The sequence below is a fragment of the Kineococcus gypseus genome, from assembly GCF_050871305.1.
Lineage (GTDB): Bacteria > Actinomycetota > Actinomycetes > Actinomycetales > Kineococcaceae > Kineococcus > Kineococcus gypseus.
The window spans coordinates 29,836-43,137 of sequence record NZ_JBJLRD010000009.1 but is presented as its reverse complement, the minus strand read 5'-3'; the positions used below and the strand labels follow the sequence as shown (position 1 = coordinate 43,137).

General features: G+C 78.9%; 10 protein-coding genes and 1 riboswitch. Of the genes, 4 read left to right on the top strand and 6 right to left on the bottom strand.

Going from position 1 to position 13,302, the window contains the following annotated elements; genetic code table 11:
• Positions 1–76: 76 nt before the first annotated feature.
• A complete protein-coding gene (locus ACRYMN_RS05035) occupies positions 77–1,081 on the bottom strand; it encodes a universal stress protein (protein ID WP_432492617.1) in 1,005 nt (334 codons plus the stop codon).
• Between the two features lie 259 nt (positions 1,082–1,340).
• Between ACRYMN_RS05035 and ACRYMN_RS05030 the strand changes: the two genes are divergently transcribed.
• Complete coding sequence (locus ACRYMN_RS05030) at positions 1,341–2,036, top strand: hypothetical protein (protein ID WP_432492615.1); 696 nt, start codon at positions 1,341–1,343, stop codon at positions 2,034–2,036.
• A 34-nt stretch (positions 2,037–2,070) separates the two neighbouring features.
• Here ACRYMN_RS05030 and ACRYMN_RS05025 read toward each other — a convergent pair whose 3' ends face one another.
• The 4 genes from ACRYMN_RS05025 to ACRYMN_RS05010 form a co-directional block, all read right to left on the bottom strand.
• Complete coding sequence (locus ACRYMN_RS05025) at positions 2,071–3,066, bottom strand: universal stress protein (RefSeq protein ID WP_432492613.1); 996 nt, start codon at positions 3,064–3,066, stop codon at positions 2,071–2,073.
• 28 nt (positions 3,067–3,094) lie between these two features.
• The gene (locus tag ACRYMN_RS05020; protein ID WP_432492611.1) at positions 3,095–3,751 is read right to left on the bottom strand and encodes a response regulator; all 657 of its coding nucleotides are present in this window, start codon (positions 3,749–3,751) and stop codon (positions 3,095–3,097) included.
• A 249-nt stretch (positions 3,752–4,000) separates the two neighbouring features.
• Entirely contained in the window at positions 4,001–6,745 is a 2,745-nt protein-coding gene (nhaA, locus tag ACRYMN_RS05015; protein WP_432492609.1) for a Na+/H+ antiporter NhaA, read from the bottom strand.
• A 114-nt stretch (positions 6,746–6,859) separates the two neighbouring features.
• Complete coding sequence (locus ACRYMN_RS05010) at positions 6,860–8,407, bottom strand: metallophosphoesterase family protein (RefSeq protein WP_432492607.1); 1,548 nt, start codon at positions 8,405–8,407, stop codon at positions 6,860–6,862.
• Between the two features lie 382 nt (positions 8,408–8,789).
• On the opposite strand from ACRYMN_RS05010, the gene ACRYMN_RS05005 reads away from it, so the two are divergent.
• The 3 genes from ACRYMN_RS05005 (at position 8,790) to ACRYMN_RS04995 (ending at position 11,791) form a co-directional block, all read left to right on the top strand.
• Positions 8,790–9,839 (top strand): LamG domain-containing protein, encoded by a 1,050-nt coding sequence (locus ACRYMN_RS05005; RefSeq protein WP_432492605.1) that lies wholly within the window; start codon positions 8,790–8,792, stop codon positions 9,837–9,839.
• Between the two features lie 64 nt (positions 9,840–9,903).
• Positions 9,904–11,133, top strand: coding sequence for an MFS transporter (locus tag ACRYMN_RS05000; protein WP_432492603.1), 1,230 nt, complete (start codon positions 9,904–9,906; stop codon positions 11,131–11,133).
• 106 nt (positions 11,134–11,239) lie between these two features.
• The gene (locus ACRYMN_RS04995) at positions 11,240–11,791 is read left to right on the top strand and encodes a hypothetical protein (protein ID WP_432492601.1); all 552 of its coding nucleotides are present in this window, start codon (positions 11,240–11,242) and stop codon (positions 11,789–11,791) included.
• A gap of 36 nt (positions 11,792–11,827) precedes the next feature.
• Here ACRYMN_RS04995 and ACRYMN_RS04990 read toward each other — a convergent pair whose 3' ends face one another.
• On the bottom strand, positions 11,828–12,961 hold the full coding sequence (locus tag ACRYMN_RS04990; protein WP_432492735.1) for an MFS transporter: 1,134 nt from the start codon (positions 12,959–12,961) through the stop codon (positions 11,828–11,830).
• Positions 12,962–13,163: 202 nt separating this feature from the next.
• Positions 13,164–13,252: riboswitch (SAM riboswitch) on the top strand.
• Positions 13,253–13,302: the final 50 nt, after the last annotated feature.

Below are 13,302 nucleotides of genomic sequence, written 5' to 3'. Positions count from 1 at the left end.
CGGCGGCCGCACTGCCCGCTCGTCGAAGCCGACCCTAACGACGTCGCCGCGCGCTGTGAACCGGCCGACGGGCCCCTCACCCCCCGGCGGGCCCACCCGCCCGCCCGCCCGTCGCGGCGCGAGCGGGCCCGGCGCGCGGCCCGGGCGGCGGGACGACGAGCACGGGCACGCCGCTGCGGCGCAGCACGTCCTCGCTGGTGGAGCCCAGCAGGGCGGGGTCCTCCGCGCCGTGCCCACCCCTGCCCACCACGAGCACCCGCGCCCCGCGCGCGGCGTCCAGCAGGGCGCCGGCGGCGTCGGCGGCCTCCACCGCGCGGGTGCGCACCTCCACGTCCGGGTGCCGCCGCGCCACGCGCTCGGCCTCGTCCTCGAGCTGCCGGCGCCGGCGCTCGCCGAGCAGCTCCGCGCGGCGCAGCAGTTCCGAGGGGCGCCAGGTGGCCACCTCGTCCTCCACCGCGCTCACCCGGACCAGCAGCAGCTCCTCACCGAGCAGGTCCGCCTCGGCCGCGGCGAGGTCGGCGGCGTGCTGGGCGCCCGGGGAACCGTCGCACCCGGCGACCACGCCGCGCGCGGGCCCGCCCGGCGACCGCGCCGGGACGAGCACGACGGGGCACGGCGCGCGGTCGGCCACGTCCCGGGCGGTCGACCCCAGCCCGTGGCCGCCGGCTCCCACGACGAGCACGGCGGCGTGCCGGGCGGCGGAGAGCAGCGCCTCGCGCGGGCTGCTCCAGGAGAACGCGCCCGTCACCGCCGACCCGCCCGGCACCGCCGACCCGCCCGGCACCGCCGGCCTGCCGGAGGTGGCGGCCCGGGTCGCCGCGGCGAGCACCTCGTGCGCGCGGCGCTCGACGGCCTCGCGCTCGTGCCGGCCGAAGCGCTGCGGTTCCGGCACGCAGTGCACGAGCACCAGACCCGTGCCGGCGCGGGCGGCGCGCTCACCCGCCCAGGCGACGGCCGCCTCCCCCGCGGGACGCCCGTCGACCCCCACCACGACCGTGCCCACCGGGTCGCCCACCGGGTCGCCCACCGGGTCGCCCACCGGGTCGCCCACCGGGTCGCCCACCGCAGCGTCCACCGGCACCGCCCCCTCGTCCCGGGCCCGGCGGCGGACCCGGTCGCCGCCGCGGGCTCGCGGGCGACCCTGCTGCGGCGCGAGGGGGGTCGGCAGGGCCGAAGGTCCCGCTGCGCGACGGCCCCGCGGGCAACCCGGCGAGGGGTCCGGCACGAACCCGGCAGGGACCCGGCGCAGGACCGGCGGGGAGCCGGCGGGTGGGCACGAGGGCCCTTGACGAGCCCGCGCGCGGAATGTTCCCTCGAACTCGAAGGACGAGGAGGCGGTCGTGAGCGGGGGCAGCGGGGGTTCCGCCCGGGTCCCGCGCGCGCCGCGGGACCGCGGCGGTGCCGGGCGCGGGCTCCGCGCCCTCGCCCTGGCGGCGCTGAGCGCCTACGCCGTCGCGGTCGCCGTCGGGGCCCTGACCGCACCGGTCACCGTCCTGCTGGCCGCGGCGGTGGCGGCGCTGCTGCTGGTGGTGGTGCCGGTCGCCGCGGACCCGGGGCTGACGGCGGCGGACCGGCCGCGGCACCTGGTGCTCGCCCTGGTCGCCGCCGTGGCGGGCCTGGGGCCCTTCCTCGCGGGCGTGCACGGCCTCGGCCGCGCCGGTCAGGTGCTGGCGGCCTTCGTCACGGCCTCCTGCGGCGCACTGGTGGTGCACGCGCTGCTGCACCCCGAGCAGGCGCGCGCCGCGCTGGCCGCCGCGCCGCCGCCCGCCGGGCCGACCGCCCCGGGCACGGCGGGGCTGCCGGAACTGCTGGGCGCCCTCACCCTGGAGGCGCTGTGCGAGGAGTGGAACTCGTTGCAGCGGCGCTGCGCGCAGGGGGACGCGCGGTCCCGCGCCGAGGCCTCCACGGCCGCGGCGCTGGTGCTGGGGGAACTGCGCCGGCGCAACCCCGACGGCGTCGAGCGGTGGCTGCGGGAGGACCCCGGCGCACCGCCCGACCACCACCTGCGCGCGCGCCCGCCCGAGACCGCTCCGTGAGGCGCTCGCACCGCGGCCGACCCGCGGGAGCCGGCTACGCGGGTCCGGCCGCCACGACCGCCACCGGTGCGCGGGCGGTGTGCAGCAGGGCGCGCGTGACGGCACCGGTGGGCGCCACCGCTCGCGCGGAGGGGTGGCGGTCCCCGCGAGCGCCCAGCACGAGCAGCCGCGCACCGCGGGAAGCGCGCAGCACCGCGCCGGCGGTGCTGGGCGCGCGCACGGAGAGCGGGTGGACCCGCACGCCGGGGCAGGTCTCGAGGGCCAGTTCCACCGCCTCGTCCAGCAGTGTCGCGCTGCGCCCGGCGAACCAGGCGACGACGGGCCCGGCGGTCCCCGCGGCCTCCCGCCCGGCGGTCCCCGCGGCCTCCCGCCCGTCGCCGGGGGCGGAGCCGCCCCCACCGGGCGCCGTCGACGGACCGCCGGGCCGGCTCGCCGCGCCGGGTCCCGGGTGCACCGCCAGTCCGGGGTAGGTGTCCAGGTCGTCCCAGGCGTGCAGCACCGTCAGCCCCTCCCCGGACCGCTCGGCCGCCCGCGCGGCGAAGCGCACCGCCGCGCGCGCGTCGGCGCTGCCGTCCACGCCGACGAGCACGCCCGACGCGCCCCGCACCGGGTCGTGCGCGAGCACCACGAGCGGCACCGGGCAGGTGCCGGCCAGCGCGGCGCTGGTGGAGCCCAGCGCGAGCCCGGGCGCGCCCGAGCGGCCGCGCGCGCCCACGACCACCAGGTCGCTGCCGGCGGCGGCCCCGGCCAGGACGTCGCGGGCGCGCCCGTGCACCGTGTGGGTGCTCACCCGCAGCCCGGGGGCGGCCTCGCGCACCGCGGCGCACGCCTGCTGCAGCACGCGGGCGGCGGCGCGGGCGACCGCCGCCCGGTGCTCCTCGGGGGTGCCCGGCAGCAGGCCGTGGTGCACGGCGTGCAGGACCCGCAGCTGCGCGCGGCGGCGCGACGCCTCCCGCGCGGCCCAGCGCAGCGCGGCCCCGGAGCTGTCCGGGTCGCACACCCCCACGCTGACGACGCCCCGCTCGCTCACGGGTGGGCTCCGCGGCGCTGCACCGTCGTCAGGCGGGGCGCCGGGGGGTGCTGTGCAGCGAGTCGGCGGTCAGCAGGGCGGCCTGGGTGCGGCTGTGCAGGCCCAGCTTCGCCAGCACGGTGGTGATGTAGTTCTTCACCGTCTTCTCCGCCAGGTGCAGCTCCCCGGCGATCTGCCGGTTCGTCAGCCCCTGGCTGACGAAGGTGAGCACCCGCCGCTCCTGGGCGGTCAGCTGCGCCAGGCGCGGGTCCGCCGCCAGGGGGTCCTGCAGCCTGCGGCGCACCTGCGCCACCGCCCGCTCGTCCAGCAGCGTCCCCCCGGCCGCGACCGCGCGGATCGAGCGCTTGAGCTCGTCGACCCTGATCTGCTTGAGGAGGTACCCGGCCGCCCCGGCCAGCACCGAGGTCAGCAGCGCCTCGTCGTCGTCGTAGGAGGTGAGGATCACGCACCGGGTGCGCGGGGAGACCATCCGCGCCTGCCGGCACACCTCGGCGCCCGAGCCGTCCGGCAGCCGGCCGTCCAGCACGGCCACGTCCGGCTGCAGGACGGTGATGCCGGCCACCGCCTCGGCCGCCGTGCCCGCCTCCCCGACGACCCGCACGTCGCCGTCGGCCTCCAGCAGCGAGCGCAGCCCCGCGCGCACCACCGCGTGGTCGTCGGCCAGGAAGACGTCGATGCCCCCCACGGAACCCCTCCTCCCCGCCCGCCGCGCACCGCGGCGCCCGGGCCACTGTGGACGCCCGCGCGGCCGCCCCGCACGGGACCTAGGTCCTCCTGGACTCGGCGGCGCGGGGGCCGTGCCCGCCGTGAGGAGGGGGCGCGGCGGGCACGGCACCGCCCAGTGCAGCACCGCCGCGCGGCGCCCGCACCGCCCGGGGCGCGGGACGGCACACCCCTGCCGCACCGCCGGCGCCGCTCGCCACGGCGCCGCTGGTCACGGCGCCGGCGTCGCGGGGCGCTCCACGCCGGCGCGCAGCTCCTGCAGGGTGGGCTCGCGCAGGACGCGGCCGTCGGGGGCCAGCACGACGGGCACCTCGGCGCCCGCCGCCCCGGCACCCGCGCCCACGTCCTCCCACAACCGCCGGCCCTGCGGGTCGGAGCCGGGCTCGAGCCACTCGAAGGGCACCCCCGCCCGCTCGAGCAGGCGGGCCAGCTCGGCGCTGGCCGGCCAGTCGCGCTCGCCGACCACGCGCAGGCCGTCCGCGCGGCCGATCAGCCACGCGCGGCGCACCAGGAAGGCGCGGGTGATCAGCTCCCCGAGCTCGGGCTGGCGCGCCAGCAGCGCGCGCAGCTGCTGCACGGTGAGCACCACGACCTCGGCGTCGGTCAGCGCGACGAGGGACCTGTTGGGGCGCTGCCCGCTGAGCATGTTGAGCCCGCCGAAGAACCGGTCGGGGCCGAAGACCACCACGACCCGCGCCTGCCGGTCCCGCCGCGGGTCGAACGCGCCGTCGCCGACCGGTCCCTCGACGATGCCGACGCGCCCGTCCGTGACGACGACGAAGTCGTACTCGAGCCCGCCGGCGCGCACCAGCACCTCGCCCGCGCCCACGCGGCGGCGCCGGCCGGCGCGGCGCAGCAGCGCGACGTGCGCGGGCGACAACCGCGGCGAGCTGGCGTCCTCGGGTGTCTCGTGCAGCGCGTCGACCTCCGGCAGGGACGCCGGCGGGGTGAACGTCAGCGACGCGGGCGCCGGCTGCGGCGCGACCGGCGCCGGGGCGGGCCCGGGCGCGGTGCCGGGGTCGGCGCCGGGGCCGGCGCCGGGCGCGGTGCGCCGCGGGTCGCCGGCGCGCAGGGCCGCGGCCAGCGCCTCGGTGTCGCCGGGACCCTCGTGGCGCACGCCGTTGACGAAGAACGTGGGCGTCCCGCGCACGCCGCTGACCTCCGCGCCGGCGACGTCCTCGCGCACCCGGGCGGCGAAGGCGCCCTCGCCCAGGTCGCGGCTGAAGCGGCCCAGGTCCAGCCCGAGGGCGGCGGCGTGCTCGAGCAGCTGCGCCGCGTCGAGCTGGTCCTGGTGGGCGAAGAGCCGGTCGTGCATGGGCCAGAAGGCGCCCTGGGCGTGGGCGGCCTCGGCCGCCTCGGCGGCCAGCTCGGCGTGCGGGTGCACGTCCGGCAGCGGCAGGTGCCGGAAGACGTAGCGCAGCTCGTCGCCGAAGAGCGCGCGCAGCTCCTCCACGACCCCGGTGGCCCGCCCGCAGAACGGGCACTCGAAGTCGCCGTGCTCCACCAGCGTGAGCGGCGCGTCCACGCGCCCGCGCACGTGGTCGCGCGCGGGGTCCACCGGCGGGTCCAGCAGCGACGGGCGCGCCGGCACGCGCCGGCGCAACCCGGCCAGCTGGAACCACGCCGTGCCCAGCAGCACCGAGAGCAGCGCCGCGGTCAGCACCCCGACCATCGCCTCCTCGCGCAGGCGCTCGTCGGTGAAGGCCAGGTCCGCCACGAAGAGGGAGACGGTGAAACCCAGACCGCTCAGCGCCGCACCGCCCCACACCGCGCGCAGCCCCACCCCGGGCGGCAGCGCGCCCAGGCGCAGCCGCACCGCCAGCGTCGAGGCCAGCCCGATGCCGAGGAACTTCCCGCCCACCAGGCCGGCGACCACGCCGATCGTCACCGGGGAGGTGAGCGCGCGCACGAGCAGGTCGCCGCTGAAGCGCACCCCGGCGTTGGACAGCGCGAACACCGGCACGATGACGTACGCGCTCCACGGCGTCAGCAGCGCGCCGATGCGCTCGTTGGGCGAGATGGAGCGCTCCACCGACAGCTTCGCCTGGCGCGCGGACTCCACCCGCGGGGCCTGGCGGAAGGCGCGCACCAGCGCCCCGGCCGACTCCACCTCCTCCCGGCGCGGGGGGTAGGCGCTGACCAGCAGGCCCAGGACGACACCGGCGATGGTCGGGTGCACCCCGGAGGCCTCCATCGCCAGCCAGGTCAGCACCGTCAGCACGAAGTAGAAGGGCCCGCGCCACACCCGCGCGCGCATCAGCGCCCAGAACAGCACCGCGCACGCGGCCGCGGCCGCCAGCGCGAGCAGGTCCACGTCGCTGGAGTAGAAGAACGCGATCGCCGCCAGCGCGCCGATGTCGTCGACCACCGACATCGACAGCAGGAACACCCGCAGCTGGGTGGAGGCGCGCGGGCCCACCAGCGCCAGGGCGCCGAGCAGGAACGCGGTGTCGGTGGCCATGGCCACGCCCCAGCCGTGCGCTCCGGGACCGCCCGCGTTGACGAGCCAGTAGACCAGCGCGGGCACCGCCAGGCCCGCCAGCGCGGCCAGGGCGGGCACCGCCAGGCGGCTGCGCTGGGTCAGCTCCCCCATCGACAGCTCCCGGCGCACCTCCATGCCGACGATGAAGAAGAAGAACACCATCAGCCCGTCGTTGACCCAGTGCCGCAGGTCCAGGTCCACGCCGTGCCCGCCGAGCTGGAACGAGAGCCGGGTGTGCCACAGCGCGTCGTAGCCGCCGCCGGGCACGTTCGCCCACACCAGCGCCAGCACGGTCGCACCCAGCAGCAGGGCCGAGCCGGTCGCCTCGGTGCGCAGCAGCCGCCGCAGCGGCACGGACAGCTGGGCGACGAGGTGGCCCGAGGACCTCGCCGGGCCGCGCGGCGCGGTGCCGGTGGCGGCCCCGTGCCCGCCGTGCCCGCCGCCGCGTCGTGCGGAGCGCGTTGCTGGTGTCACCGTGAGCCCCCTGCCGTCCCGTCCCCCGCCGACCGCCCCCGGTCGGTCACCCGATCACGCGGCCCCGGCGGCGTCAACGGGTCCCGCCGGGTCGGTCGGGGTGCGGGCGCCCCCTCAGCCGGGACCCGCGCCCCGCTGCGCGTCCGCCTGCGTGCCCTCCTGCGCGTCCTGCTGCGCGTAGGAGGGGGCCGCGCGCCGCTCGACGGTCACGCGCTCGCTGCCGAGGCCCTCGACCGTGACGTCGTCCACGGCGACGAGCCGCCGCGTGGCCGGGTCGAAGTGCAGCACGGACAGCTGCAGCGGCAGCGGCTCGCCACCGTCCAGCGCGCGCAGCCCGGCGCCGCCGGAGGAGCCCTGCGTCAGCTCCAGGGTGCCGTGGACGGTGCGGTGCCGGCGCTCGTGCACGTGCCCGTCCAGGACGAGCGGGACGAGCCCGTGCAGCGGCCGCGCCATCGCCGGCTCGTGCACCAGCGCCACGTCGACGGGCTCCGGGGACTCCCGCACGGCCCGCGCCAGCAGCTCGCCGGCGCGGGCGAGCTCGCGGGCCGCGCGCTCCGGGGCGGCCCCCACCCGCTTGACGGGCGTGAAGCGCGGGTCGCCGGTCCCGGCCACGCGCAGGCCGGCGACCTCGGTGATCGCGCCGTCGTCGAGGACCGTGACACCGGGCAGCGACGCCAGGTACGCCTGCGTCGCGGCGGAGTCGTGGTTGCCGCGGACCCACACGTAGGGCACCGGCAGGTCCGCCAGGGGGGCGAGCAGCCCGTTCTCCACGTCCGTGCCCAGGTCGGTGGAGTCGCCGGTGTCCAGCACCGCCCGCACGTCGAACTGCTCGACCAGCGAGCGCACCAGCGGGCGCACCGCGGCGTTGTTGTGCACGTCGGAGACCCACAGCAGCCGCGTGGCGCCCTCCCCGGCCGGCTCGGTCAGGGTCCGCAGGCGCGCCCACAGCCCGGTCGCGTTCGAGGTCAGCTGCACCAGCCGCTCGCCGTAGGTGTCGAGACCGGCGCGCGCCTCGCGCACCGCGCCCACCAGGTCCGGCACCCGGGCCAGCGGCCCGGTGCCCGTGGGCCGCGCGAGCGCCTGCGGGCGGGCGGTGCCCGCGGTGACGGCACCGCCGACGGCCAGGGCGGCCAGCACCGCGGCGCTGCCGCCCCCCACGGCGCGCGCGTCGCGGAAGACCGCCGCGCACGTCAGCGCCCCCGCGCCCAGCGCCACGAGCGCGCTGCGCAGCACCAGGGCGCGCAGCGCGGCCCGCACGTCCCCCTCGACCTCGCCGGCCAGCCGCCCGCGCTCGGCGGCGTCGGTGAGCAGCCCGCGGGCCGCGGGCAGGTCGACCTCCTCCACGCCCACGCGCAGCGCGAAGGGCCCCGCGTGGGTGTCCATCCTCAACGACCCCGCGGGGGGCAGGGCGACCCGCGTGCCCCCGCGGGCGGACAGCGCCAGCGACAGCCGCGCCCTCACCGGCCCGACGTCGCGGCGCACGCCGCCGGCCGCGACGACCGCCGCCGCGGCCGCCGAGCAGGACAGCACCACCACCGACGCGCGGCGGGCCAGGCGCCACCCGCGCCCCGTGCCACCGGTGCCGCCGGTGCCCCCGGTGCTGCGCGAGCCGGTGGGCCGGGTGCCCAGGTGCTCCAGCAGGCGCCTGGTGGTGCTCGTCACGTGGGACCCCCGTGTGCGTCGAGCTGCGCGCGGGCCGCAGCGGCCGCACCGACCGGCGGGGCGCAGCGTGGTGGACCGGCGGCCGGCGCCCCACGCTGCCACCCCGGGTGCGGGGGCGCGAGCGCGTCCTCGGCGCACCGCGGGCCGGGCGCGGCGGTGGTCCCGGCGCGCCCCCACCGCCCCGGCCGTCCGGGGCGTTCCACCCGCCCCGACCGCACCCCCGCCGGACCTGGCACGGACCTGACGGCACCGCGGGACGGGGACCGCGGCGCTGGCAGGCTGGCGGCTCGCACGTCCCCGATCCCCACGGTTCCCGTACGCACCGCAGCTGCAGGCCACCGGTTCGCAGGACCGGTGGGACCCACCGGACCAGGAGACCCCCGTGCCCGTGCACCCCACCGTGACCGTCGACGGAACCCGCCTCACCGAGCGCTGGTCCAGCGACGTGGACCGCTCCTGCGACGTGCTCGGGGTGCTCATCACCCGCCCCGACGGCAGCTCGTACGACGCCACCCGCCGCACCGCCGTGCCCTTGGGCGCCGCACCGCGCACCTTCACCACCGACCTGGGCGAGCTGGAGGCGGGCACCTACCGGGCGGAACCCTTCCACCTGCTGGGCGGGTCGTGGTCCCTGGGCGGCGCCGTGCCGTTCACGGTGGGCAGCGGGGAGCGCGGGCACGCCGGTGCGCGGGACCCGCGGGCCGCGCCCGCCGCGCTGGCCGTCAGCGCCATGCCCGCGACCGCCCGCACCGGGTGGGTGCGCGTGTACGCCGAGGACTTCACCACCTACGCCGCGCGCGGGCAGTTCCAGGCGAAGTACCCGGCGGTGAAGGACTACGGCAACAGCACGGTCAAGCAGGACACCTTCCGGCGCGGCGCCTACAACGCGGCCGCCACCATGAGCGCGCACGACTCCGTGGCCGACTGCCACTTCCGGGTCGTCGACGGGGTGCCCACCGGCAACGTCATCGTGCCGCACGACTGGTTCAACGCCACGCCCGGGCACCGCTTCGAGATGCGCTACCGGGTCACCAGCTCCACCAGCCCCAACGGCTTCAAGATGGCCGCGATGCTGTGGCCCTCCTCCGACGTGTGGGCCGAGGGGGAGGTCGACTACCCCGAGGGCGACTTCACCGGCCGCCAGCAGGGGTTCGTGCACCGCACGATCGCCGGGCGCGAGGACGAGAACGCGCACTGGTTCAACGGCGCCTCGAACTGGGCCTGGCACACCGCGGCCATCGAGTGGACCAGGGGGCTGCTGGTGTTCACGCTCGACGGGCGCGAGGTCTCGCGGTACTCCGGCAGCAGCGTGCCCACCACGCCGCACCAGTGGCGCCTGCAGGTGGAGACGGAGCTGAACCACGAGCCGATCGCCTCCACGGCGGGCGGCCACCTGGAGATCGACTACTTCGTCATCGAGCGCAAGCGCTGAGCGAGCGGGCCGGCGCCGCGGGGGCCGGCGCTGCGGGGCCCGGTGGGGCGGGCATGCTCGGGGAGTGAGCACCCACCCCCCGCCCGGCCCGGGGTCGATGACCCGCGGGCTGACGCTGCTGTTCGCCGTCGCCGGCGGGCTGGCCGTCGGCAACCTGTACTGGGCCCAGCCGCTGCTGGACTTCATCGCCGGCGACCTGGACGCCCCCACGAGCAGCGCGGGGTGGCTGGTGACGCTCACCCAGCTCGGCTACGCGCTCGGGATCCTGTTCGTCGTCCCGCTCGGCGACGCGCTGGACCGGCGCCGGCTCGTGCCGGCGGTGCTGCTGTGCTCGGCGGTGGCGCTGGCCGCGTGCGCGGCCGCGCCCTCGCTGCCGTTCCTGCTGGTGGCGACCACCGTGCTGGGCGCGACCACCGTCGCCGGGCAGCTGCTCACCCCGCTGGCCGGGGACCTGGCCGGCGACGCCGAGCGCGGCAGGGTGGTCGGCACCGTCGTGGCCGGCCTGCTCACCGGCATCCTCGTCTCCCGCACGGTCAGCGGCGCGGTCGCCGGCGTCGCCGGGTGGCGGGCGGTGTTCGTCGCCGCCGCGGTCGCCGCGGTCGTCCTGGCGGCGGTGCTGCACCGCGCGATCCCCCGGCTGCCGCCGCGCCCGCGCACCCGCTACCGCGCGCTGATCGCCTCGGTGGGCCTGCTCGTGGTGCACGAGCGCGCGGTGCGCTGGACGCTGGTGCTGGCCGCCACCGGGTTCGCCACCTTCACGATGTTCTGGACGGCGCTGACGTTCCTGCTCAGCTCCCCGCCGTTCGAGCACCCCGTGCAGGTCATCGGCGCGTTCGGGCTGGCCGGGCTGGCCGGGGCGGTCGCCGCCCAGCGGGTGGGCCGGCTGCACGACCGCGGCCGGTCGCTGCCGGCGACCGGCGTCGCGTGCGCCCTGCTGCTGGTCTCCTTCGTCGTGGCCGCGCTCGGCGCCCGCTCCGCGGCGCTCGTGCTGGTCGCCGTCGTCCTGCTCGACGTCTCCGTGCAGGGGCTGAACGTCCTGAACCAGACCCGGGTGCTGGCCGTCTCCCCCGGGCAGCGCAGCCGGCTGAACACCGCGTTCGTCACGGGCAACTTCACCGGCGGCGCCCTCGGTTCGTCGGCCGCGACGGTGCTGTGGTCGGCGGGCGGCTGGCAGGCCGTGTGCACCGCGGGCGCGGCCCTGAGCGCGTTCGCGCTGCTGGTGTGGCTGATCGGGCGGCGCGGCCCGCTGCGGGACCCGCAGCCGCGGAGCGCGGCCGCCGGGAGACCGGCCTGAGCGGCGCCGTCCGCTCCCGACGAGCGCCCCCGCCCCTTCCGCGAGAGCCTGGCCCCTCGTCCCCGCCGCGACCGCGGGCCGGGGCAGGTCCTGAGGAAGGGTGCTCATGTCCGAGCGTCAGACCGTCATCCGTTCCATGCACGACCTCGGCCTGGCGGCCTGGTTCGGCGGCTCCCTGTTCGGCGCCGTCGGCCTCAACGGCGCCTCGGCCGCCGTGTCCGACCCGGGCGACCGCACCCACGTGGCCACCGCCGGCTGGGCGCGCTGGGCGCCGGTCAACGCCGCCGCCATCGCCGTGCACAGCATCGGCGGCATCGGCCTGATCCTCGGCAACCGCGGGCGCGTGGCCGCGCAGGCCGGCACCCGCGGCAACACCGTCGTCAAGGCGGCCCTGACGCTGGCCGCGATGGGCGTGACCGCGTACTCCGGCTCGCAGGGCGCCAAGCTGGGCACCGACTCGCACGCCCCGGCCGCCTCGGGCGTGGACCCCTCCCCGGAGACCCCGGCCGACATCGCCGCCGCCCAGCGCCGGCTGAAGGTGCTGCAGTGGTCGATCCCGGCCCTGACCGGCGTGCTGCTGGTCCTGGGCGCCCAGCAGGGCGAGCAGCAGAAGGCCGAGCAGGTCGGGCGCGGCCTGCTCTCCAACCTCAAGCTCTGAGCACCCCGGGCGCCGGCCCGGCCCCGCGGGGCCGGGTCAGCGCCCGCCCGGCGCGGGCCGGGCCAGCACCAGCACGGCACCCACCCCCACCACGACGAGCACGCCGTGGCAGGCGGCGATCTGCGGCGTGCTGAGCACCCCGGTCAGCCGCCCGGCGAGCAGCCCGGGGACGGCGGCGCTGCCGTAGCTGAGCAGGAAGACCGTGGAGAGCGACCCGGCGCGCTCGGCCGGCGCGGTGCGCGCCAGCAGGCTGCGCATGGCCGCCGTCTGGGCGGCGCCCTGCGCCACGCCCGCCAGCAGGCTCGCGGCGAGGAAGGGCACGACCGCCCCCGCGGCCAGGGCGGCCAGGACCCCCGCGAAGCACAGCGCGTAGGCCAGCGCCCCCAGCCGCACCGCCCGGTCCGGGCGCAGCCGGGCCGCCAGCGGACCGCCCAGGACGCTGAGCAGGGTGAACGAGCCGAACACCGCACCGGCCGTCAGGGCCGCGCCCGAGCCGAGCTGGTCGAGGGCGATCGAGGGCCCGAACGCCTGGTAGAAACCCCCCACGGACCAGGTGGCCAGCACCAGCGCCGCCACGACGAGCAGGGCCCGCCGGGCCCCGGCCGGCACCAGCACGCGCGGGCGCAGCGAGGCGGCCGCGCGCCGCGCCGTCGTCCGGCGGACCGTCTCCGGGCTCAGCGCCACCAGCGCGGCGGCCGCCAGCAGCAGGCCGCCCACCACGACGTAGCCGAGCTGGCGCGGCGCGGGCGCGTGGTCCACCAGCGCCCCGGAGACCAGCGCCCCCACGGGGATGCCCAGCATCGGGGCGGTGCCGGTGACCGCCGCGGGCAGCCACCGGCGCCGCTCGGGCGCGGAGTCGACGACGAGCGCGCCCAGCGCGCTGGAGGCCAGCCCCGTGGACAGCCCCTGCAGGAACCGCCCGCCCGCCAGCTCGGCGAGCCCGTCCACGTCCAGCAGCACCGCGAGCCCCAGCGCGGAGCCGAGCAGCGCGGCCACCCCCACGGGCCGGCGCCCCAGGTGGTCGGACAGGCGCCCGAGCACCAGCAGCGACAGGGCCGCCGCGGCGAGGTAGACGACGGTGGCGACCGTCAGGTCGGCGTTCGTCAGCCCGTCGCGGGCGCGGTAGTCGTTGTAGTGCGGGATCGGGGTGCCGGCCGAGGCGAAGACCAGGACGAGCGCGGCGCACGCGACGGCGAACGCGGCGGTGCGCGGCAGCCGGCGGCGCGCCCGGGCCCGCGCGGCGGTGGGGGTGGACGTGGTGGGCTCCTCCGGGGTCGTGGCGCCGCCCGTGCTCGGCGCGGCCCGGCGGCCACCCTCCCACGGCGCCCGGCGCTGCGCTTGACGCCCACCCGCGCCGCCTCCTACCGTCGGCGCACCATCCAGAGCGGCTGAGAGACCTGGCTCGTCGACGCCGCAGCAACCACCCGTGAGGGCAGGTGCTCCCGCCAGGACCGATGGAGGAACGCGTGTCCGCACACCTCGGGGAGCCCGCCCCGTCCGGCGCCGCCCGG